General features: G+C 71.3%; 21 protein-coding genes and 2 pseudogenes. 16 read left to right on the forward strand and 7 right to left on the reverse strand.

What is annotated here, in order from left to right:
• Positions 1-232: 232 nt before the first annotated feature.
• Positions 233-1,129: an IS5 family transposase gene (locus BX285_RS34985; protein WP_259470969.1), complete on the forward strand. Its 897-nt coding sequence runs from the start codon at positions 233-235 to the stop codon at positions 1,127-1,129.
• Positions 1,130-1,537: 408 nt separating this feature from the next.
• Here BX285_RS34985 and BX285_RS37780 read toward each other — a convergent pair whose 3' ends face one another.
• Positions 1,538-1,687, reverse strand: coding sequence for a hypothetical protein (locus BX285_RS37780; RefSeq protein ID WP_183107346.1), 150 nt, complete (start codon positions 1,685-1,687; stop codon positions 1,538-1,540).
• A 59-nt stretch (positions 1,688-1,746) separates the two neighbouring features.
• Between BX285_RS37780 and BX285_RS39665 the strand changes: the two genes are divergently transcribed.
• On the forward strand, positions 1,747-1,935 hold the full coding sequence (locus BX285_RS39665) for a DUF6221 family protein (protein ID WP_398901857.1): 189 nt from the start codon (positions 1,747-1,749) through the stop codon (positions 1,933-1,935).
• 176 nt (positions 1,936-2,111) lie between these two features.
• Here the strand turns inward: BX285_RS39665 and BX285_RS34995 are convergent.
• From BX285_RS34995 to BX285_RS35010, 4 genes and pseudogenes are all read right to left on the reverse strand, one after another.
• Positions 2,112-3,112: pseudogene (locus BX285_RS34995) on the reverse strand (IS701 family transposase).
• Positions 3,113-3,364: 252 nt separating this feature from the next.
• The gene (locus BX285_RS35000; protein ID WP_121179528.1) at positions 3,365-4,486 is read right to left on the reverse strand and encodes a LuxR C-terminal-related transcriptional regulator; all 1,122 of its coding nucleotides are present in this window, start codon (positions 4,484-4,486) and stop codon (positions 3,365-3,367) included.
• A 10-nt stretch (positions 4,487-4,496) separates the two neighbouring features.
• The gene (locus tag BX285_RS35005; RefSeq protein ID WP_031064648.1) at positions 4,497-4,916 is read right to left on the reverse strand and encodes an ester cyclase; all 420 of its coding nucleotides are present in this window, start codon (positions 4,914-4,916) and stop codon (positions 4,497-4,499) included.
• A 514-nt stretch (positions 4,917-5,430) separates the two neighbouring features.
• Positions 5,431-6,516, reverse strand: coding sequence for a GNAT family N-acetyltransferase (locus BX285_RS35010; protein WP_097240911.1), 1,086 nt, complete (start codon positions 6,514-6,516; stop codon positions 5,431-5,433).
• 827 nt (positions 6,517-7,343) lie between these two features.
• On the opposite strand from BX285_RS35010, the gene BX285_RS35020 reads away from it, so the two are divergent.
• The 5 genes from BX285_RS35020 to BX285_RS39670 all read left to right on the forward strand — a co-directional run bounded on the left by BX285_RS35020 (position 7,344) and on the right by BX285_RS39670 (position 11,337).
• Positions 7,344-7,763: a peptidase inhibitor family I36 protein gene (locus BX285_RS35020; protein ID WP_257033243.1), complete on the forward strand. Its 420-nt coding sequence runs from the start codon at positions 7,344-7,346 to the stop codon at positions 7,761-7,763.
• A gap of 452 nt (positions 7,764-8,215) precedes the next feature.
• Positions 8,216-8,860 (forward strand): hypothetical protein, encoded by a 645-nt coding sequence (locus BX285_RS35025; protein WP_147465296.1) that lies wholly within the window; start codon positions 8,216-8,218, stop codon positions 8,858-8,860.
• 59 nt (positions 8,861-8,919) lie between these two features.
• Positions 8,920-9,975 carry a LacI family DNA-binding transcriptional regulator gene (locus BX285_RS35030; protein ID WP_121179530.1) on the forward strand — a complete coding sequence of 352 codons (1,056 nt, stop codon included), beginning with the start codon at positions 8,920-8,922 and terminating at the stop codon, positions 9,973-9,975.
• A 298-nt stretch (positions 9,976-10,273) separates the two neighbouring features.
• Positions 10,274-10,438, forward strand: a complete 165-nt coding sequence (locus BX285_RS38950; protein WP_183107347.1) for a hypothetical protein — start codon at positions 10,274-10,276, stop codon at positions 10,436-10,438.
• Between the two features lie 149 nt (positions 10,439-10,587).
• The gene (locus BX285_RS39670) at positions 10,588-11,337 is read left to right on the forward strand and encodes a hypothetical protein (protein ID WP_183107359.1); all 750 of its coding nucleotides are present in this window, start codon (positions 10,588-10,590) and stop codon (positions 11,335-11,337) included.
• 202 nt (positions 11,338-11,539) lie between these two features.
• On the opposite strand, the gene BX285_RS35050 is transcribed toward BX285_RS39670, so the two are convergent.
• The gene (locus BX285_RS35050; protein WP_121179533.1) at positions 11,540-11,908 is read right to left on the reverse strand and encodes a PRC-barrel domain-containing protein; all 369 of its coding nucleotides are present in this window, start codon (positions 11,906-11,908) and stop codon (positions 11,540-11,542) included.
• Positions 11,909-11,944: 36 nt separating this feature from the next.
• Positions 11,945-12,373: an SRPBCC family protein gene (locus tag BX285_RS35055; protein WP_121179534.1), complete on the reverse strand. Its 429-nt coding sequence runs from the start codon at positions 12,371-12,373 to the stop codon at positions 11,945-11,947.
• Positions 12,374-12,602: 229 nt separating this feature from the next.
• Here BX285_RS35055 and BX285_RS35060 point away from each other — a divergent pair, with 229 nt between their 5' ends.
• From BX285_RS35060 to BX285_RS35090, 9 genes and pseudogenes are all read left to right on the forward strand, one after another.
• Positions 12,603-13,706, forward strand: a complete 1,104-nt coding sequence (locus BX285_RS35060) for a mechanosensitive ion channel family protein (protein ID WP_121179535.1) — start codon at positions 12,603-12,605, stop codon at positions 13,704-13,706.
• A gap of 38 nt (positions 13,707-13,744) precedes the next feature.
• On the forward strand, positions 13,745-13,927 hold the full coding sequence (locus BX285_RS38960) for a hypothetical protein (RefSeq protein WP_097240902.1): 183 nt from the start codon (positions 13,745-13,747) through the stop codon (positions 13,925-13,927).
• A gap of 86 nt (positions 13,928-14,013) precedes the next feature.
• A complete protein-coding gene (locus BX285_RS35065) occupies positions 14,014-14,676 on the forward strand; it encodes a sigma-70 family RNA polymerase sigma factor (RefSeq protein WP_259470986.1) in 663 nt (220 codons plus the stop codon).
• A gap of 405 nt (positions 14,677-15,081) precedes the next feature.
• Positions 15,082-15,228, forward strand: a complete 147-nt coding sequence (locus tag BX285_RS39675; protein ID WP_398901860.1) for a hypothetical protein — start codon at positions 15,082-15,084, stop codon at positions 15,226-15,228.
• 161 nt (positions 15,229-15,389) lie between these two features.
• On the forward strand, positions 15,390-15,872 hold the full coding sequence (locus BX285_RS35070) for an ATP-binding protein (RefSeq protein WP_121179118.1): 483 nt from the start codon (positions 15,390-15,392) through the stop codon (positions 15,870-15,872).
• A 1,363-nt stretch (positions 15,873-17,235) separates the two neighbouring features.
• On the forward strand, positions 17,236-17,517 hold the full coding sequence (locus BX285_RS35075; RefSeq protein ID WP_147465259.1) for a hypothetical protein: 282 nt from the start codon (positions 17,236-17,238) through the stop codon (positions 17,515-17,517).
• A gap of 1,452 nt (positions 17,518-18,969) precedes the next feature.
• Positions 18,970-19,547 (forward strand): annotated as a pseudogene (locus tag BX285_RS38965) (PP2C family protein-serine/threonine phosphatase).
• A 156-nt stretch (positions 19,548-19,703) separates the two neighbouring features.
• Positions 19,704-20,132, forward strand: coding sequence for a transposase (locus BX285_RS37795; protein WP_183107348.1), 429 nt, complete (start codon positions 19,704-19,706; stop codon positions 20,130-20,132).
• A 425-nt stretch (positions 20,133-20,557) separates the two neighbouring features.
• On the forward strand, positions 20,558-20,977 hold the full coding sequence (locus BX285_RS35090; RefSeq protein WP_121179536.1) for a hypothetical protein: 420 nt from the start codon (positions 20,558-20,560) through the stop codon (positions 20,975-20,977).
• Positions 20,978-21,905: the final 928 nt, after the last annotated feature.

Consider the following 21,905-nt stretch of genomic DNA (forward strand, 5'->3'; position numbering starts at 1 on the left):
GCATCAGCCTCGTTCGGGTGATCGCTCCGCAGTCGGCGCATAGGAGAAGGGCCTCCTGCGCAGTTCGGTGATGTCGAGTCAACGAAGAGGCCCTAGTGTCCCACTGTGGCGTGCTTGCTCCGTCCGCGTCCAGCTCCGGCATTTCGTGCGCTTGCCTCGCACACCAGCTCCGGAATGCCGCCGACCAGCCGGACCGGACCCGCCGCTACGGCTCCGACCTGACCGACGCGGAGTGGGCGATCGTGCGGCCGCGCTGCCGGTTCCGGCCTGGCTGAACGGACGAGGGGGCCGCCCGGAGGGCTACTACCACCGCCAGCTGCTCGACGCCGTGCGCTACCTGGTCGCCGAGGGCGTGCGCTGGGCCAGCCTGCCCGCCGACTTCCCCACGTGGCGGGCCGGCTACCGGTTCTTCCGCCGCTGGCGCGACAACGACTACATCAAGGAGCTCTACGGCCGGCTGCGCACGATGCTGCGCGCCCCGGCCGGGAGAAAACCGGAGCCCACCGCCGCGATCATCGACTCGCAGTCGGTGAAGGCCGACGCCACCGTCGGCGCCGCCACCCGCGGCTACGACGCCGGAAAGAAGATCAACGGCAGGAAGCGGCACATCGCGGTGGACACCCTGGGCCTGCTGCTGACCGTGCTGGTCACCGCCGCCTCGGTCAAGGACAACGACGCCGGCCGCGACCTCCTCGAACAACTGTGCGCCGAACACCACTGCATCGCCCTGGTCTTGGCCGACGGCGGCTACACCGGCTGGCTGGTCGCCTTCGCCAACGCCATCCTGGCCCTCGCGCTGACCGTCGTCAAGCGCAGCGACGACGCCACGGGGTTCGTGGTGCTTGCGCGCAGCTGGGTCGTGGAGCGCAGTTTCTCTCACCTGATCCGGGCCCGGCGCCTGGCCCGGGACTACGAGACCCGCATCGACAGCGCCGAGGCGATGGCCTGGTGGGCCGCGAGCATCCCGGTCACGCGCCGCCTGGCCCGCTCCGGCCAACCGGCACCCCGTCGCGTCAAGCGGTCCGCTGAACAGCCCCGGCCGCCCCTCGGTCAACCAGCCCCGCTCCACCAACCGCTTCGCCCGAAACCGCGCCGCCTGCTCCCTCGCGTCACTGGCCGGCCAGCCTAGATCCTCGCGCATCCGCCGCGCCCGCACCCCGTCCCCGCCAGCGACGGCATCGTCCTGGACCAGGGCCACGATCCGCGCAGTCGAGCGGGAGCACCTCGGTCCCCAACCCTTCGCGCCACAGGGGCACTTCGACCCGCGGTCCGACGCCGACCGCGATCGGCACCACTGCCACCGACGCCTCGGACACAGCGGCATCATCGGCCACCTCGGCCAAAGCCTCGACGGTCTCCGCCACCTCCGACCACACCCCGCACCGACACGACGGTCCGAGCATGCCTACCGAGCGACGGCCACACACCTCACCTGGGAAAAACGTGACCCTACCTCCGGTTTGGGAATCGCTTCTGACCGATTGCCACCGAACGTTGACCGACGCGCGTTTCTGCCACTGAAGCTTGACCGCCCTGCTCAACAGCCATCCCACCGGGCGTGCGGCGCCAGACACAGGGCTTCACGCACCGCGCGGCCGTCGGTCAGGATGACCGCCATGAACGATGGCCTCATCCAGTTCGTGCGAGCGAAACTCGACGCGGACGAGCATAACGTCGTGATGATCACGTCGCTTGCTCCCCCCCGACACGGACGTGCACCTCGACAGCACGATCCCCATGATCGACATGGTTCGCGCGGTCACAGATCTCTACGCGCCGGTTGCACATCTCGACTCGCCGGACACGGCCGCCACCAGCAAAGACTTTGACGCCGGCCGGGCCGCCGGTCTTGGAGCGGCGGTCAGACTCCTTGCCCAGATCTACCACGACACCCCCGGCTACCGTGAGGAGTGGCGCCCTCGGACGCTGCCCTAGTACTCCAGCAGGACTTCGACGTTTTGCCTGATCAGAGGCTGCGCGTGGTGAGTGTAGTGGGCTGGTGCCCGGTCAGGGGCGGTCTTCGTCGGACCGCCCCGCGATCGTGTGCAGGCGGCGTTGGTAGTGGCAGCGGCGGGCGACGGCCTGGCGTTCCCGGCGCCATGTGGACCAGTTCAACGCGTGAGCGCCGGGCGAGCATGGCCAGTGTGATGTGCCGCATCCAGCCGGTGTAGCGGCGGACCTCGTACTGGTCCAGGCCGCACTCGTTCTTCGCGGCCTGGAAGCACTCTTCGATCGCCCAGCGCGTCCCGGCGATCCGCGCCAACTGCGCGACAGTTGTGTCGAGTTGTGTAGGCGAGGTAGTAGGCGATCTCGTCGGGCTTGCTCAGGCTGCGGCGGGCCAGCGCCCATCGCCGGCGGATCAGGGTCTCGTCCTGGCAGTCGAACTCTGCCACGGCGGGCAGTTGGATGGCCGCCCAGTCGTAGACGCGCGGTCCCATGGCGCCGTCCTCGCAGGAGATCCGTTGCCGGGCCTCGGCCGGGGCCTGGGTGAACAGCCAGTCGATGCGTGGACAGCCCACGCTGAACTGGGACTTGGGCACCGCCAGGACGTAGCCGACACCGGACTGCTCCAACAATCGGCGAAAGCGCCCCTCCTGTCCGTAGGCCGAGTCCGCGGTGACCCAGGCGATGGGCAGGTCGGAGGCAAGGGCGCGCAGGACCAGGGCCTTGGCGAGGTCGCCCTTGGTGTGGAAGTCCTGGTCCTCGGGGATCTTCGCGGCGCGGCAGCGGTCCCGGTCCTCGGTCCAGGACTTGGGCAGGTAGAGCTCGCGGTCCACCAGCGCACGGCCGCGGCCGGTCGCGTAGGCGGCAAAGACCCCGATCTGGCAATTCTCGGTGCGGCCAGCGGTGCCGGAGTACTGGCGTTGCACGCCCGCGGAGGTGCTGCCCTTCTGACGAAGCCGGTGTCGTCGATGATCGGGACTCCGTCGTCCTCGCCGAGGCGTTCGGCGACGTAGTGCTGGAGCTCCTCGCGGACCTGGTCCGCGTCCCAGCGGGAGCCGGCGAGCAGGTGCTGGAGGCTGTCAGGGGTGGCGTGGCCTGCGTATTCGGCCGGCTGCCAGCCGTTCTTGCGGCCGACCGGGCCGAGCAGACCGCGGACGTAGTCGCGCATCCGGCGGCGTGGCTCCACGCGGCTGAAACGATGGCCGACACGGAGGAAGAGGTCTTCGAGTTCGTCGTCCCAGGTCGCGGCTGCGGGCTCGTTGATCACGTCGGGAGGCTGCCCCGCCGCTGTCACTACCCACGTCGCCTGCACACGATCGAGGGGCGGTCCGACGAAGACCGCCCCTGACCGGGCACCAGCCCACTACACTCACCACGCACAGCCTCTGAGCAGGCAAAACGTCGAAGTCCTGCTGGAGTACTAGGGCCAGGCCCGGCGGTCGGCTCCGGGGCGGGCCGGCCGATTGCCCCCGGCGCCCGCCAGAGCGAGCGCGACCAGCTCCCGGCGGCTGCGGACGCCGAGCCGGTCGAAGACGGCCGTGAGGTGCTCCTGCACGGTGTTGGCCGAGATGCACAGCTCCGCCGAGATCTCGCGGGTCGAGCAGCCGCGCAGGACCAGAGTGGCGACCCTGTTCTGCGCCGGGCTCAGCCCGTACGCGCTGAGCAGGAGCGTGGAGCGCTGCTGCGGTGGCGCGGGTTCGACGATCACCGCGGTCTGGGGCCCGGGCGGCCCGGTGAGCCGGGTGGCGTGCACGCTCCACCACTCGCCGAAGCGGTCGCGTACCCGGACCGAGGGCGGCGGCACCCGGTCGACCGGCCCCTGCTCCAGTCGGGCCAGCCGCGCGGCCACCGCGCTGACGGCGATCGGCAGCAGCTCCCCGGCCGGGAAGTCGGCAGGGTCCAGCCGGGCGAGCCAGTCGCGGGCCTCCTCGCTGGCGGACAGGAGCACCGATCCGGCGTCCAACACCAGGACGCCGGGGGCGGCGGCGCGCGGAGGAGCCGAGGTGGAACCGGCAAAGCCGAGGGCGACCGAGCGCCGGATCCCCTCGGCCAGGTGCGGGGCGACGGCCCGCAGCACCGCGAGGTCCTCGTCGCCGAACCCGGAGTCCGCCTGCTCCCGGTGAAGGCACAGGACGCCCCAACAGCAGCCGCCGAGGCGCAGCGCCACCCGGAGCTCGTCGCCGAGCCCGAGCGGCGCCATGATCTCCCGGTAACGGGGACTGGCCGCGCGCTCGCCCCGGGTCGCCCGGTCGAGGGTGGCCACCGGATCGGCGGACCGCGCCAGATCGGCGAACTTGTTGACGTCGGCCCGGCCGAACTCGTTCTCCAGGAAGCGGGCGGTCTCACCGGCCAGCGGGTCCTCCGTCACGGCGGAGGTGAACAACAGGGAGGCGGGGTCGACAGTCGCGAAGAACACGGCGTCGGTGGGGACCAGCCGCCGCAGGCGCGGCAGCACCTCCGCCCGCAGCCGGGCCGGGTCCGACCCGGCGTAGCAGCGGTCGACGACTCCGGCCGTGCGGCGTTCCACCGGTGATACCGCCATGGGACCGACGTTACTCCTGAGCCAGGCCGAGCTGCCGGAGCAGTCCGAGCTCGTCGAGGCGGCCCCAACGCTCGACGATCCGTCCGTCGCGGAGCCGGAAGATGTTGATCCCGGGCAGCGTCAGCGGTCGACCACTGGGGGCCACGCCGAGCAGCTCGCCGCGGTGCGTACCGCTCGCGGTGAAGTGCTCGACCACCAGGTCGCCCTCCCCGACGACCAGGTCCTGATCGCTGTGCCAGTCGGGGCAGGCGGCCCGGAACAGCGCTCCGGCCCGGCGCATCCCCTCGCGATCGGCGCTGCCGCCGAACGGCGGGTCGTGGTTGACGAAGTCCTCGGCGAGGTACTCGTCCACGGCCCCCAGGTCACCCTTGCTGAAGAGCGCGTCGATGAACGCGGTGACCGTGCTCTTGTTCTGTTCGATGGTGTCCATACCGGCAGTCTTCGACTCTCCCGATCCGTGCGGTACCCCAGAACTCTGGGGTTCTGCGACACGGACTCCCCATCCCATAATCGAGCAGACGTTCGAATGCGGACGTATGCCGGCCGCGTGCACGTCACGAAAGACCTCACCACCAGGGGCCTCCTGTTGCTCGGTTGGATTCGACACCCACGAGCTGTGCGGGAGGCCCCACTGTCATGCCCGACCGGCCAGAAGATCACCCGACCGAGTCGGCCACTCGAACTCACGCCCACCAAGATCGATAGAGCAACGGCCACTGAGCCCACGCCATGCCACCCCTGCGGCCGCCGCCGCCTTCGTGCTGCTCACTGCCGCCCTGCGCGGCTTCATCGTCCCGCTGCGCCCTGGCGGTCGGCCTCGCGCCGTAGCCGAAGCGCAGCTCGGTTTCGGTCTGGTCGCTGATCGGGGACAGCAGGGCGACCCGGCACCGAGGTCACGTGGTGCGGTGCAGGCGAACCCGTCGCAGTGCCGGGACGCTCGACGTCTACCTTCCGGGGGCGGCGGTGTAGAGGACCTGGTCTTGGCCGTACTCGACGAGGTACTCGGTGGCCACGAGTCCCAGTTTCTGCAGCAGGTTGCGCGATCGGACGTTCGCGGCCTGGGTCACGGCGGTCAGCTGATGGTCGGGTAGGGTGCGTCGGCCCCAGCGGAGTACGGCGCCGACCGCTTCCGCCGCGAGGCCCCGGCCCGTGTACGCGGGGAGGAACTCGTACGAGACCTCGGCCCGGCCTGGTGCGCGGTGGTCCTCGTCGAGGGTCACACGGCCTACGGCCTGTTCGTCCGAGGCCAGGACCACGGTGAAGTGGCCTGGCCGGCCTGCGGCACCGGCCAGGCGCGCGCCGAGTCGGTCGGCCGGGACCGGGCCGCCCAGGAAGCGGCGGACCACGGAATCGGTCCACAGGTTCTCAAGAAGTTCGGCATCGCGTGCCTCGACGGGGCGCAGCCGCAGGCGCGGCGTGGACAGCTCGCTCGGCCAGTGCTCGCGCAGCCACGTCGGGGTACTGCTGATGGTGCTCTTCTGAGTCCGGAGCAGGAGCAGGTCCAGGACCGGGCCGTCGGGCCCAGCGGCGTACGGCCCGGCGTACTGGTACCCGAGGCGGCGGTAGAGCCGCTGGGCGTCTTCGTCGCCGGGCATGGCCAGCAGGGACACCCACTCGGTGCGGAGCGCTTCCAGGAGCGCGGCGTGCAGACTGGTCCCGATTCCTCGCCCCTGGAAGCGGGTGCGGACGGCGAGTTCGCAGATCCCGGCGAGGGATTCGGTGCCGCGGGCCTGTTCCGTGATGGTGGGCAGGAGCTGTTCGCCGAACCAGTAAGAGGGGGTGCAGGCGAAACCGTAGGCGAAACCGATGTCCTGGCCGGCCGAGGAGGCCACGATCAGGGTGAAGCCTGCGTGCTGAGTGTGGGCAGTGATCTGCCGCTGCAGGGTCTCGGGGGTAAACCCGGCCGCGGCGACGTCGTCGTTTCCTGTGTGGGCGTCGGCCCAGACGTCCGCGAGGGAATCGAGCAGGGCAACGGCGTCGTCGGCGCCGTGGCGCAGCAGGGACACCGGCGGCTTCGAGGGGTAGTCCATGGTGTCCTTCGGGTGGGAACAGCGGGCAGGTGGGAATCTGGGTACCCGCGCACGCAGGGCACTATTCGGTGGGCCTGGTGTCGTCCCGGCGCTTTGGAGGAGAAGGTGGCTTGCGAGGCGATGGCGTCGGGCGAGTGCCGTGCATGCGAAGTGGGCCAGTAGGGATGCGGGCCTCTCCGGGCCTCGTCAGAGAGTCAGGATGATGGCGCTGTTGGCGGCGTGGAGTCCGGGTTTCCGCAGTCGTGGAAGGTCCCCAGGATTGGGTGGATCAGTGTGGCGTGGTCGGCGGCGAAGGCGGTGATCGCGTCGGTCGCGCGGAGCTCTCCGTTGGCCGCCGGCTGGACCGCTGCGAAGTACGGCAGGACGGACGCGTTGCTGCTGTCCTGGGCCCGGGGCACCTACCGCTACCGCGCGCTGCGCCGCCTCGACACGTGCTCGTGGCTGCCCGCGTCGGTGTTCGTCACCGTCTTGCAGCCGGTGGAGGACGGCGGGCTGATCGTCGCGCGCCGGCCACCTCCGCGAGGGGCCATCCGCCCGGTCACCCTGGCCCTCGCCCAACAGCGAGGCCCTTCTCGACCTCACACGGCGTGGGCCGCTTGCCGCCCAGCCTCTTCCAGCCAGGCGGACTCGGCCGGCGGCTCCTCGCTCAGCCCCTTGCCCGGCCGCCGCGGTCCGTCGCAGTGTCTAGGACGGACCGTGCCAGGCGCCGGTACGCCTCCGCCGACCGCCTGACGTCCGCGGACTCGCTCTCTAAATGGATTCGTCTACATACCATCACGTGCTACCAGTCTTCATGAACGTCTCCGATTGCCCCAGGTGCGACCGAAATCACCCGTGCGACGTCTTGTGTCCGTGGCCACCGCCGTGTCCTCACTCCTTCTGACCGGAGCCCTGCCGGCGGCGGCCGCCACCCCCACCCCCCCGCACGTACGCGCGGTCATCAAGAGCGGTCCAGTTCCTGTGCGCCGGGCTACTACTGCCTCTTTGAGTTCGCCGGCTTCAACGTGAACAAACCGCAGGGTCGAGTCTGGATGTTCAAGAATTCCGTCTACGACCTGGGCGCGACTGCCCTCGACGGCAACGACTCCGCCCAGTCCGCGGTTAACCGGGTCGGGGAGGAGATCCACTTGTACGAGCACTACTTCTTCTCCAACAACGGCGGCAACAACGGCGAATGCCTCTCCTGGCGCCCTCTCGACGCACGTTTCCGCGAACGTGCAGACACCGGATCTCATCGGATTCGGTGATCACTCAGGGCACGGATTGTCGCGGCGCACCTGGTCGAGCGTTCGGTGTGGCCGGTATTCGGCGTAGTGCTGGAACAGCTGTGCCGGCGACGCCCGGTCCACCGGTGACGCCCGGCGGCCGCGCTCGCGATGGTGTTCAAGCTCGTCGAGTCCGCCGGCCCGCGTCGAGCGGGCTCGCCGAGGCGGAGAGCACGGTCTTCGTCGCGCCGGCGATCGCGCTCGCGCTCGGCGGCCTTGCGGCAGCGGGGGCTGCAGTAGTTCTGCCGGACCGCTTTGAGCGCGGTGAAGTCGCCCTGGCAGAACACGCAGGCCGAGAGCGAGATTCGGTTTCGATCCCCCTGTCCGGCGCTGCCGTCCGGGGCAACCCAAACCTTTGGCCTTCCCATTGACCCAAACGTTTGGGACCGGCATCCTGATCCCTTGCGAAAGGGGTGTCAATGACTCAAGAAGCCTTGTCTGAGCTGGAATTGCGTCCTCTGCCGTTACGGCAGACCTACCGGCGGCTGGTCGTCGCAGGTCCGGTGGCCGGCCTGATCCTGCTGCTGGCCGCGGGCCGGGTGGTCGTGCAGGCCGCCCTGGACGGCGTCGGCGCCCTGCCGGGCGTGCTCATCGTCGTGCTGGTGGCCGGGGCGGCCGTGGCGTGGCTCGGCCTGTCCAGCCGGCAGCGGTCGCGCCGCCAGCGGGTCCGTTACGCCGACGGCCGACTGACCGTCATCGATCGCCGGGGCCGAGCCGCCTCGGTCCGGCCGACCGCCGCCACCGCCCACCCGGTGCTCGGGTCCAAGGGCGGGTCGGTGCTTCTCGTGGTGTCCGGGACGGCGCAGGAGACCCCGGTGCTGCTGCGCGCCGAGCACTGGGACTGGCAGACCCTGGACGACAAGGTGTTCCGGCCGGCCGGGTTCACCATCGCCGTGGCGCCCGAGCGCGACAGCAGGCCACGCGCCCTGCGCACGGCCTACCCGGGTCTGCGGCTGCCGTTCTCCGTCGCCCGGCCGGTCCTGTTCGGGCTCCTTGCCGCCCTCGCCGTCATCGCCGTGATCGCGATAGTTGTCACCCTGGTGTCCCTGCCGTACCTGACGGCGGGCAACGGCTCGTGAACTCCTGACCGTCCCCGAGAATGGGGGAAGGACATCCGGGCGGGGAAGGGGGAGTCGGCATGGTGAGTGAAGGCCGTCCGGCGACGTTGCAGGGCATCGCCGAACAGTTGGGGCTGCACGTGTCGACGGTCTCGCGGGTCCTCAACGGCCCGGCCGGCGAGCGCGGCCGCGCCGCCTCCGGAGCGACCGCCGACCGCATCCGCACGCTCGCCCGGGAGCTCGGGTACCGGCCCAACCCGCATGCCACCAGCCTGCGCACCCGCCGCAGCAACCTGATCGGCGTGCTGTTCCCACGCCTGTCGGAGATCGTCGTCGCGACCATCTACGAGGGTGTGGAGGAGGAGGCGGCCCGGCACGGCCTGTCCACCTTCGTCACCAACACCCACGACGACCCCGGGACGCAGCGCGAGCGCCTCACCATGGTGCTCGGACGCCGGGTGGACGGCGTGATCATCGGCGACGCCCACCTGGACGGTGCCGCGCTGCGCGACCCGGCCCTGCGCGCGGTCCCCTTCGTCCTGGTCAACCGGCGAGCCGCGCACGCCCGGGACGCCACCGACCTGACCGCCGTGACCTGTGACGACCACTTGGGCGGGCGGCTGGTGGCCGAGCACCTGCTGGCCCTCGGCCACCGGGACGTCGCGGTCATCGCCGGAGAGGCCTTCGCGAGCACCGGCGCCGACCGCACCGCCGGCTTCGTCGAGCGCTATCGGGAGGCCGGGCTTCCCCTGCCCGCGTACCGCGTCCGGCAGTGCCGCTTCGACACGCGCGGCGGACGCGAGGCCGCCACCGACCTGCTGCGCGGTACCGACCGGCCCACCGCGCTCTTCGCGGTCAACGACTTCGCCGCCATCGGCGCGATGGGGGCGGCCCGGGACCTGGGCCTGCGGGTCGGCCAGGACCTCGCCCTCGCGGGCTTCAACGACACCCCGCTCGCCGCCGAGCTGCCGATCCCGCTGACCAGTGTCCGCTCCCCGATGGCCGAACAGGGCAGGCGGGCGGTCCGGCAGTTGCTGCGGCTGATCGCCGGTCAGCCGGCCGCCTCCGAGCGACTTCGGCCCGTCCTCGTTCCGCGCGCCTCCACCGGGCAGCCCATCGGACCGGGCCTGGGATGACCTGCCGGGACGGCGAGCCGGTTCGTTGACGCGGCGGGCGGTGCACGGCGGGCCACAGTGCCCAGGTGGTGGCCGCGGCGATGACCGCGAGGCCCGCGAGGGCGGCGGTCGCCGTTGTCAAGGGACAGTAGGAGTTGGCTCTGGCGCGAGTTCCGTGAACGATCTTGAACCTGGTGTAATTCCGGGGTGATGGAGCCCCGGGAGTCGGGGAGGCTCGGGCGGATGGGACGGGTGACGGATGGCGGCGGCAGAGCTTCGGGATGCTGTGGCGAGGCCGGCGCGGGCGGTCTGGGAGCTGATGCCTCTGGAAGGCGTCGGGCCGGTGTGTTTCGGCATGCGGATCGCCGAGGTCACCGCAGTGCTGCCGGGCATGACCGAGCTGCGCAGGTTCCAGGCCGAACCGTGGGAGCCGGGCACCCTGGGCGTCGAGTTCGGGACCGAGCCTGCGGCGCCTGCCGTGTAGGGCTACTTCATCGCCGACAGGCTGTACTGCGTCGCGGTCGACGCTGCCCACGGACCTCAGGTGATGCTCTGGGGAAGGGAGTTGACCGCCTGCATACGGCCGAACTGGAGCGGTTCCTCCTGCACGCTTCTGACTGCGGGGTGCTCTGTGTGTCCTACGGCCCGCGGGGCAACCCCGGAGTCGCCGGGATCGGCCTGGTCCTGAGAGTGCAGGAGGTGGCGGGCGGCGTGGTGACCCGGCCGGTGATAGTGGGCCGGGGCTGGGAAGCGTGGTGCCCTGACGGCTGGGGCAGCAAGCCGCCCTACGTTGTGGCGCTGCCCATGACCGGGGAGATCGGCAAGGACCCGTTCAAGCCGTCCCTGACCGGCCACGACAGGCCTGCCGACAAGATCGGGTGGACGAAGTACCGGTCGGTGAAAGTGCCGTTCGCCGCGATCCGGGTCTCGGGCCGGGACCTTCAGTGGCAGCTGGGGAACTCCCCCTTCTACACCATCGAATCCTGGCGGGCCCATTCGCTGGTGGCCTGCGCTGACAACGTCATCTCGCTGAACCAGAAGGTCGGCGACACCATCACCACCGGCATCTCGAAGACCAGCACCGACACCTTCAAGGCCTCCGCCACGGTGACCGTCAGCGCCGAGGCCGGCATCCAGATCCCCGGCGTCGGCGGGGCGAAGGCTTCCACCAGCGTCGCGGTGACCCTCGGATACGAGCACTCCACCGGCGTCGCGGTGACCCTCGGATACGAGCACTCCACCAGCGTCACCGTCCTCCAGCGGCAGCGCCGCGTCGCGGAGGCCATGCAGCGGCACCTGCTGCCGCACCTGCCCAACGTCCCGGGCCTCCAGATGACCGCCCGCTACCTGCCCTCCCCCGCACGCCTCGCAGGTGGGCGGTGACTGGTACGACGCGTTCACCCTGCCCGACGGCACCACCTCCCTCCAGTTGCGACGGCACGCCGCCGCCCTCGCCCAACGCACGCTGGACCCCTTCTGCCACCTGCTCCTGGAACGGGTCCGCCCCACCGACAACGAGGACGACGTTGCGCTCCTCGCCCTTCGCATCCCCTGGCCGGGGTCCAAGGGCGCCGGGCCGCGCCGGTCAGGGGATGCGGCTGCCGTAGAACGGGCTGTAGTAGAGCGCGAAGGGAGTGCGCAGGGCGGGCACGGTCTCGGGCGTACCGGGGTCGTACGGCGGGCTGTTCCTGATCTCGTCCTTGGACCGGTCGACGTACACCTTCCGCTCGCCCAGCTCGATGCGGACGACGGTGCCGGCCGGGAGCAGCACGAGCCTGCCGAAGATCCAGGGCCCGGTGTCCACGACCAGGTACTGGGCATCGACGTGCTCGGACAGCCGGTCCACCTTGCCGATGTGACCGTCGGTGGCCTCCACGTGGAAGCCGATCAAGTCGGTGCCGGCGGTGTGGCCGGCGGTGTCGCGGAACTCCCAGATGTTGATGCCCTCACTCATCCCTGTCTCCTCTCTCTCGTACGTACGCCGAACCGGTCAGGCGGCCCGGCGCTCCGACTCGACGTGGTCCTTGAAGTCCCTCAGGTCGTCGATCACCCGACGGTCGACGAAGCCCAGCGCCTCGACGAGCCGTTCCAGCAGCCCGGGCGGTTCAAGCTCCAGCTGCACCATGAGCCTGGTGGTGCCCTCGTCGATCCGGTGGAAGGTCACCACCCCGGCCTGGCGGACGTCGCCGGCCACGCTCTCCCAGGCGACCCGCTCGCGGGGAACGGCTTCGACGGTGCGGGCCTCGAACTCCCGGCGCACACCCACGGCGTCGATCACCCAGTGGGTGGCGCCGGGGCCGGTCCGTTCGACGCTCACCACCCCGCGCATGAACTCCGGGAACTCCTCGTACCTCGTCCACTGCTCGTACACCGCCGGAAGCGGCGCGTGCACCTCGACGGACTCCTCGATCCGAGCCATCGCTCCTCCTCCACAGACCGGTGCGGCCACCTCCGCGGGGCCGCCGGTCCCCTCGCCTGCCCCCGCAACGGCGGTGTATGCACCGGGTTCCGGAGCGCCCCACGACGGTCCGTCAGCCGACCACCCGTCACCCTTCGAGCAGAAAGAGGGCGCTTGAACGCGGTGGCAGCGGGCAGGCGGTCCGGGTCGGCGGCAGCAGCCCCGGCGTACGGGAGGAAGGAGCCGGTCGGTGTGGTGGAGTGCTGTCCGCCTGCTCGTGGTGGCCACGGCCGCCGCGCTCGCCGCGTACGGGCTGAACCGTGCCTCGGAGCTCGTCGCGCGGCGGCTGGCCGCCCACGGGCCCACCAGCGGCACGCCGAGACTGCTGCGCGGCTGCCGCCGGCCGATGCTGGCTGTCACCGGATGCGGGTTCCTGCTGGGTGCGCTGCCGTGGATCGGCGCCGCATCCGCGGCCGAGGACGCTCTGCGCCGCGTGCTGCTCCTCGCCACCATCTGCTCCGGCGCGTGGCTGGCCGCACGCGCCGTCAGACTGCTCGTGGACGGCGCCGTCCACCTTGCCGTCCGCCGCCGCGACCCCGCCCAGGCCGGCCGCGCCCGTACCCAGGCAGGCCTGCTCGGCCGGATCTGCCAGGCCGCCATCGCCCTGATCGCGGTGGGGGCGATGCTCATGACCTTCCCCGCCGTCCGCGGAGTTGGCACCAGCCTGCTCGCCTCCGCCGGCCTGGTCGGCGTGGTGGCCGGTGTGGCGGCGCAGAGCACCCTCGCCAACCTGTTCGCCGGTATCCAGATGGCCTTCGGCGACCTGGCCCGGATAGACGACGTCGTGGTGGTGGCCGGCGAGTGGGGCACGGTGGAGGAGATCACCCTCACCTCCGTCGTGATCGCCACCTGGGATCAGCGACGCCTGGTCATGCCGATGTCGTACTTCGCCGGCCGCCCGTTCGAGAACTGGTCCCGCCGGACCAGCCGGATCACCGGCACAGCCCTGCTCCACCTCGACCACAGCACCCCGGTCGCTGTGCTGCGGAAGGAGTTCGACGCTTTCCTCGCGATGAATCCGCTCTGGGACGGTGAGGGCAGTGCCTTGCAGGTCGTCGATACCACGCCCAGTACGATCGTGGTCCGTGCCCTGGCGACGTCGGCCAATGCCGACGATGCCTTCGAACTGCGCTGCCAGCTCCGTGAGCATCTGGTGGCCTACATCCGTGAGAACCACCCGCACGCGCTGCCCCGGGTGTCCGTCAGCCACCTGCCCGGCCCGCACGCCGAACCCGGCCCTTCGTCGCCGGACCCTCACAGGCGGCAGAGGCATCGATCCACCGACATCGGGTAACGGGACGGGGACCGGCCCGAAGAGAGGAAAGGATCGACATGGCTGCGCCCAGTGATGAACTCCTCATTCCCGCAGGCCCCTGCCCCCCGAGCAGGGCAGGCGACGAGGCTCCGGGCGGGGGCGCCGCCGGGGCGCTCCCGCCCGAGGGCCTCGCCATCGGGGATCGGCGCGAGGTCGCGCCCGCCGACGGCCGGGAGCTGACCCGGGTCCTGCTGCGCTGACTCGCCGGCCTGGAGGAGGGCTCCCGGGAGTACTCCTGCGTGCGGTCCCCCCTGATCGAGCTGAACCTCTCGCTGGTGGCGCTGCGATCCGCCGCTTCGGCTCGCAGCGCCACCTCCGCGAAGACCTGATGCAGGTCGGTGCGATCGGCCTGATCAAGGCCATCGACCGTTTCGACCCCGACCACGGCGTCGGATTCACCACCTTCGCGCTGCCGACCATTTTCGGCGAGGTCCGCCGCCATTTCCGCGACACCACCTGGGCCGTCCACGTCCCCCGCCGGCTCCGGGAACTGCGCATCGGCCTGGCCAAGGCGCAGGAACAGCTGTCCCAGCAGCTGGACCGGGCGCCGACCGCAACCGAGCTGGGCGAACACCTCTCGTTCCCCCGCGAGGAGGTCGCCGAGGGGCTCACCGCCGGCGACGGGTGCCTCGTCGGCTCCCTCGGCATAGGCGCTGGCACGGGCGAGGAGGACGGCCTCGGCCCGCTTGCTGCCGGGCTCGGCGTAGAGGACCGGTGGCTCGCCAAGGTCGTTGGCCTGATCTCGCTCGAACCCCTCATCGCCGCCCTGCCGCAACGCGAACGCCTCATCCTGTCGGTGGGCTTCACCGAAGGGCTGACCCAGTCCCGGATCGGCGACCGCCTCGGCCTGTCCCAGTTCGGCGACCGCCTTGGCCTGTCTCAGATGCACGTCTCCCGGCTGTTCAGCCGTACCCTGCGGCGGCTGGGCGAGGGTCTGACCTGCGCTTGAGTGGGCGGGGCTCCGGGGAGGGGGGCGGGGCTCGGGGGGGAGGGGTTGGGTCGGGGTGCCGCAGCGTCTTGGCCGGCCGTCGTGTGCTGCGTATGGTCGAAGAGCATTCGCAGAGCACTTCGGAGGGGACCATCACGACGATGGCGGCCGAGAACGGGTCGTAGATCATCGTTCTGAGGGCCGCCCACCCGCTCACGGCCGGGTCTGCCGTGGGCGGGGTCCTTGTGGATATCTGGCGGGCGGACGCCGAGGCAGTCGTTTGCACCCGTGGTGGGAGACTTGGAGATCGACACCCTGGCACTGGCCGAGGAGGCGCTGACCTCGCTCGTCGGTGTCCGTCCGCCGGTGCTTGTGGTCGACCTTGAACGTGTCGGGTTCTGCGACTCCTGAGCCCTGAACCTGCTGCTGGGAACCCGCTTGTCGGCGCAGGCGGTGGGCGTCGAGCTCCGGCTGGCTGCCCCTGCCCCGGCGGTGAGGCGTGTGCTGGAACTGACTGGTGCGCAGGTGGTTTTCTCCGTCCACGCGTCGGTTCGTGCTGCTCTTGCGGGATGACGTCCTCTCGGGCCGGGTGCCTGGTATGGCTGTGGGTGCCGGGAGGGCGACCGATCCGGCTGGGAGGGGCGACCGATCCGGGCGGGAGAGACATAATCCGAGGACCGGTGGGAAGCCGTCCGGGTGATCCGTCACTGCAGAGAGGGAAGGGGTACCCGCAGATGACGACGAGCCGGGGCACCCTCGACGGCGGCCGGTGCGACGCTGGCACGTTGCTGCTGCCCGGTGGCCAGCGGCGGCGGCTGTATCTGGCCGGTCTGCCCCGGCCCGTCGCCCGTGCCCGTGAGTTCACCGGTCAGACGCTCGCCGACTGGTCGTGGGCTGCACCCGTGTCCGGTGTCGACCCGGATGTCGTGGACGACGTGTTGCTGCTCGTGGCCGAACTCATCGCCAACGCGATGATGCACGCCGACGGCCCGCTGGAGCTCGTCCTTCATGCCTTTGGGGCGCGGCTGCGGATCGAGGTCAGCGACGCTACCACCGTCCTGCCCGTTCCCCGCCGCCCGCACCACCCGGGGCTTCCCGGTGGTCATGGGCTGTTCATCGTCGAGCGCGTTGCCGACCGCTGGGGCGCCGAGCGGCACGGCCAGGGCAAGACCGTCTGGGCCGAGGTTGACGTCGACCGCCTGGTCCCGGGCCGCTGAGCACGCCGCACGCTGGCAGTCCCCTCGAAAGGCTCCCTCCAAGGATTCGAACAGACAGAAGAGCAGGCCGGTCGCGTGAGGCGACCGGCCTGCCGACGTGATGCGCCCCGCGGGATGGGCAGCGCCGGCGCCGCTGATGCCGGTGCGGGTGACGTGATGTCAGGTCCGGGGCTGGCTCATCCCCCTTCGGGGCTCTTGCTGGTCTGCGGGGTTGGTTTGCGTTGCTCTGCAGTGTCGGCGTAACTGGCCTCGAGTCGGACTGCCCGACGAGTTGACGTACCACGTGCCGGTACCGGCAAGCGAACACGGATGAGGTCCGGTGCCCGATTCGGGCACCGGACCTCATCCGATGGTGGAGCGCCAGGCCCGGGTCGCACGGACTCTCCCTACTGAAAGTAGGGCGTGCTCTGGTAGCACCGCTGACGCCTGACGGGAGATCACCCTCTCCCGCGATGAGAGGAATACTAGCAGGTCAGCGACGGGGCTGAGCCGGGGGAGGCGGGGCATCCCGGGCGGCCCCCGGTGTTTCGGCCCTGCCGGTGTTTCCGTGGGGCCGGGGTCGTCGAGGGGGGTTTCGACCACGTGAGCGGCGAGCGCCTCCGGGGTATCGGTGGTTCCGGCAGCGGCAGCACGCCCGGGCGGAAGGCATGAATCCGCAGATCGGGGGCACCCGGATGCACACAGCGGTCGGCTCGTCCGAGAGTCCGGCCCGACGACGATACGGAGCACGCGGTGACCGACCCTGCCCCGCCCTTCGGGGCCACACCCCGTCCGCCGGCCCCAGCCGACCCGTCCGGCCCCCCGCTGGTGCCGGATCCCCCGGCTCCGCCAGGCGTGCCCGTGCCGCCGCCGGAACCGGAGCACCCCGCTCCCGCCCTGCCCCGTCCCGAGCCGGCGGCGCCGGAACCGGGCGAGCCCCGCACACCGGAACCGCCGGACTGAGCCGGAGCGGATCCCTGCCCCGGAGCTCCGGGGCAGGAATCCGCTCCGGCGGGGGAACGCCCGCCCCCGGCGCCCGTTCCGCCGTCGGCAGTCACCCGGGGTGACCACCGGCCGCCGCCGGGCGCCCCGCCTTCGCGCGGCTGCGCACCACCGCCGGCACCAGCGCGAACGCCGTTGTCCGGACGGCGGTCACGCCCGGCCTCCGCCGCCGGGTGCTTCCCGGGGCGCGCGCGTTGGGGCCCGGCGGGTTGCGGCCCGGCGGGTGGGGGCCCGGCGCCCGGTGTGCGCCGCGGCGCCGCTGTCGCCGAAGGACCCACCCGGCCGCCACACTGCCCCACGGCCCCGGATCAGGAAGCGCACCGCCGTCCGCCTCGGCGCTCTCGTCGCCGCCACCGCCGCCGGTCTGGGCCTCAGCGTCGGGATGGCGTCGGCCAGCACCGCCTACACGGCCGACGTCCCCGGCTGTGCCGGGGGCATGGTGGTCTCGTTCTACAGCGGGCACGACCACGTGCAGGGCTACGTGACCTCCACCATGGGCGACTACTGCCGCGTGGAGCTCCGGCAATCGAACGGCGGGCACTCGGGCGCGTCGACCCGGGGTGCCACGCAGTGGACCGCAGAACTCCTGGACGCCGGAAGCACGTCGTACGTCGTCGTGTGCAACGGGAACACCGGCCGCTGCGCCACCAGTGCCTCGTACTGACAGGCCAGGCCGGTCCCGTCGTGGTCCCGCTCGGGGCCGGACCACGACGGGACCGTGCCGCTCCCTCCGGCCGGTCGGCCTTGTCGGTTGGCCTTGTCGGTTGGCTCGCTGCCCCGGGGAGCCGCCGCGTGCGGTCCACGGCCCGCGCGCACCGCCGTGCTCCCGGAAGGTCGCCACCGTGCCATCGGACAGCTTCGCCGCCCGGTTGTCGGTCCTCCGGGATGGTGCAGCCCGCCGGTGTGCAGCACCGCGTGAGCGTCGTTGGCGTGGGCGGCATCCGTGTCGTCGACGGCGTCGCCGACCGGCAGCACCCGGTGGCCCTGGCCGGTGAGGCCGTGGCGTGGAGGTGGGCGGCGAGCGGGGCGGCCTTGGTGCCGCCGGACCCGGTGCGGCCCTCGATCCGGGTGGAGAAGTGCCCGATGCCGGCCTCTCGGGCCTCGCGCACGAGCGTGTCGTGCGGGCACAGCGACAGCAGTGACTGGGTGTGGCCGGCCTCGGACAGGGCGGCCATCGGCTCGACGGCGCCCTCGCGCACGCGCACCGGCGGGGAGCGCAGGTGGGCGAGGAAGGCTCGTCGTCGTACTGGCGCCGGCCGTCGTCGTCGTTGTCCAGCGAGACGGTTTGGTGCTGTGCTGTTCTCGCCGTCGTGGCCGCGCCGTGTCACACCCGGCCGACGCGCAGCGCGGCCGCCGTTCACCCGGCCGGGCCGTGCGTCGGTACCGGGCTGCCGGGCAACGCAGCGCGATGATGAGGACGAGTGCCGCGGCGGCTGGCGCGATCTACGGCGAGGGCGGACGGGTGGCTGTCGAGGACTCCGTTCTGGGCGAGGTTCTCGCGGACGTGCTGGCCGCGGCCCACCGCATCGCTCCGTCGGAGATCGCGGGGCTGGTCCAGGAAACCGCTGTGCGGCTGGGGCTGTCCCAGGCGAGTGTCTACGTGGCGGACGTGCAGCAACACGAACTGGTCGCCCTGCCCGGCCCGGACCAGGCCGAACTCCTCGTCCAGGGGAGGCCGGTCCAGCTGGAGACCATCGCGGTCGACACCTCGCTGGCCGGCCGCGCCTACCGCACCGAGTCCGTACAGACCGCTGCGGACAGGGACACCGGGCGGGGCTGGCTGCCGCTGGTGGACGGCATTGAACGCATCGGCGTCCTGAAGGTGGCCGCCCCGGTCCTGGATGCGGCGATGCTGGTGCGGTGCAAGGCCCTGGCATCCCTGACGGCCATGATCCTCGCGACCAAGCAGTACTGCAGCGACGTCCTGATCCAGACGGTACGCACCCGGCCGATGACGCTGCAGGCGGAGCTGCTCTGGGCGTTCGTGCCGCCGCGGACGATCGGCACCACGGCGGTGACGTCCTCCGCCGTCCTGGAACCCGCGTACGAGATCGGCGGTGACGCCTTCGACCACAGCCTGGCCGGCACACTCCTGCACCTGACCCTGCTGGACGCCATGGGCCACGACCTCGCCTCCGGCGGCTGCAGCGCCGTGGCTCTCGCCGCCTGCCGCTCCACCCGCCGTGCCGGCGGCAGCCTCGTCGACATCGCCGAGCAAATCGACCGCACCCTGGCCCGGTGGATCCCCGACCGGCTGCTGACCTGCCTGATCGCCGACCTGGACACCGCCACCGGCCGGCTGGACTGGATCAACTGCGGCCACCCGGCACCGCTACTGCTGCGCGAGGGCCGCATCGTGACCGGCGCACTCGACCGGCCCCCGCACCTGCCGCTGGGACTCGACAGCGCCGCTCCCCGCCGCAGGTCCACACCGCCCGCCTGCAGCCCGGCGACCGGGTGCTGATGTTCACCGACGGCGTCACCGAGGCCCGCTCGCCCGGCGGCGAACTCTTCGGCGAGCACCGCCTGGCCGACACCGTCGTCCGCGCCATGACCGACGGGCTGCCCGCGCCGGAAGCCCTACGCCGCCTCATCCAGCAGATCCTGCGCCACCAGGACCAGCAGCTGCGCGACGACGCCACGATCCTGCTCACCGAGTGGCACCCGCAGCCGCGGCCGCCGGCAGGCAGGTGAGGACCCGAGCCGACGTCTGCCGGATTCCACAGCCGCGCGCGACGGGTCCCTCAGCGGCCACAGGACCGTCCCATCGTCCAGGAGCCCAGGCTCGCCGGGTGCGTCTGCGGGTTGGGCCTGTCTTATCAGTGGATCAAGGTCTATCATGATCCACTCGTGGCGTGTGAAGATCTGACGAGCGAGCAATGGGCCAGGCCGGAGCCGTTGTTGCCGGTGGGCAAGAAGCCGCGGCGGCCTCCAGTCCGGTCGAAGCGCCGGCTGATCAACGGCATACGCCGGCGAACGCGCACCGGCGCGCCCTGGCGGGACGATCCTGCACACCACGGCGAGTGGGAGACCGTCTACGGCCTCTTCCGGCGCGGCAGCGCGACGGCACCTGGAGCCGGAGCCTCACCCAGCTGCAGGGCCGGGGCCGACGCGAGAGGTCTGATCACCTGGGCCCTCGACCGACTCGAAGCCCTCGTCCGTCACCGGCTCGAAGCCCTCGTCCGTCACCGGCTCAAGCGCCTGCAGTTCCGACCCGACGCCCTCGACGGCTTCATGGCCGGCACAGGCCTGAATCTCGACACCTCAACCTCACCCTGACGAGCCGACGTCAGTAACGACCGTGTGCACGGCTCCAAACGAGCTCACGGCCTGTCAGCGGCCGTGATGGGGTCCGGCCAAGGTGAGGCGGCTACCAGCCCCACCTTGGCCAGACCTCTGACAGACCCACTGCTGTGGCTGCTGCTATGGCGGAATGCCGGGACGTGTGTCGCGATCAGGGCGCGGGTGTTGTCGGTCACCGGTGCGTCTTCGGGGCGGTGGGGGACTGGCACATGACGGTGATGACCTGGCGCATCGCGTCGCGTCGGTCCTGGTCAGGGATGTTGTCGTTGGGGGCGTCGATCATCGCGTAGCCGATGGCGATTCGATGCCGTCAATGTCGCGTGCATGGCACAAGGGTGTTGCCGGTGGCGTGGTCGGCGAGAAGGAATGGGTGCGGCCCACCGCAGGGCGGGCTGTCGTCCGTGGCCGTCGTGGTGGGTGTGGCGGTGCCGGCACAGGCGGTGAGAGCGGCGAGCATGGCCAGGGTGGCGGCTATGCGGGTGGTGGGTCGCAAGGTGTTCCTTCGGGCGTGGGTGTACGGCCGTGCCGACGCCCGCATGGGTTGTCGGCACGGCCGGCTGTTGATCGGTCAGCGGCCGGCGCGGATACGGCTGCCCTCGGCGGTGACGGCCGCGGGCGCGGGCCGAGACCTCGACGGCGACCAGGATCGACGCGGCGTTGTGAACGGGATGCTCTCGCAGTCCCGCCTCATCATCGAGCACCGTCCAGTGCTCCACCAGCTCGTCCACGCCCACCGGCTGCGCCCATGGCCCCGCACGGCAGGACAAACCCAGACCAACGCGCACAACAGACCAAAGACCACCCGCAGTTGGGGCTCATGACACGCTCGTTGACGGCACCCCGACCGCGGAAATCCAGTGCCCGTTGACCGGGTCTTCCCGAAGCTCCCGGTCGGCATCGAACTTCCCCCTGGACGTGGCCGCCCTGGTTCGTGGTCGGGATTTTTCTTCGGGAGATTTCATGGGCACCTGTCCTTGAGCGTGCATCGCCGACAGCCCCAGAGAGCCTTGGCGCCAAGGTAAAAGGCGTTCCTGTCTGAAGATGGCATGGCCAATCGATACTCAGCCTTAAGAATCACTGGGATCGAGGGTAAGCCTCACCATGAGCCACCGCTCCAGCCTGGAGTTGAACGCTGAAGGGAAGAGCGGTGGCCCTGGTGCAGCGAGTCACCGTAAGGGGCGGCAGGAGTTGCCGGTTACCTCCGTGGGGTTCGCTCGGAGCCGCCGCCGGGCCGAGCAGGTGGTCTGGCGGGTGGTGCCTGGTGCAGCAACTGGCCTCGGCGGCTTGGTCGTCACCAGGGACCTGCCTTGGATCGTTTCCAAGGTCTGATCCATGCCGCTGAATGCGGGAGGCCCACAGGCCTCCCTCCGCACCGCCGACCTCGTGGTCGGCGGCCGGCTGCCCGGCGGCCCCGCGGCGACACCCTGCGGGCCGTCCTGGCCGGCGCCGAAGCCGAACCGGCCGCCTGCAGTTCGTCGGCTCCGTCGGCACCGGCTTCACCGGCGCCGAACGGCGCGCCCTCGCGGCCTCGCGGCCACGCTGCGCCGTCTCGCCGTCCCGGTGTCGCCGTTCAGGCTCGACGGCCCGGGGTGCGGGCCGCTCCGGCGCCCAGCACGCGATGGCGGTGAACGAGACGATCACCGCGTTCGTTCTGGGTGGCAGCGCGCCGGGGCCGCGGGCGGGGTCGGCACGGTGCGCTCCTGGGCGACCGAGGTGGAGTTCGGGCTGCCGGGCGGCCGGCGCAAGGTG

This window comes from Streptomyces sp. 1114.5, assembly GCF_003635085.1.
GTDB lineage: Bacteria > Actinomycetota > Actinomycetes > Streptomycetales > Streptomycetaceae > Kitasatospora.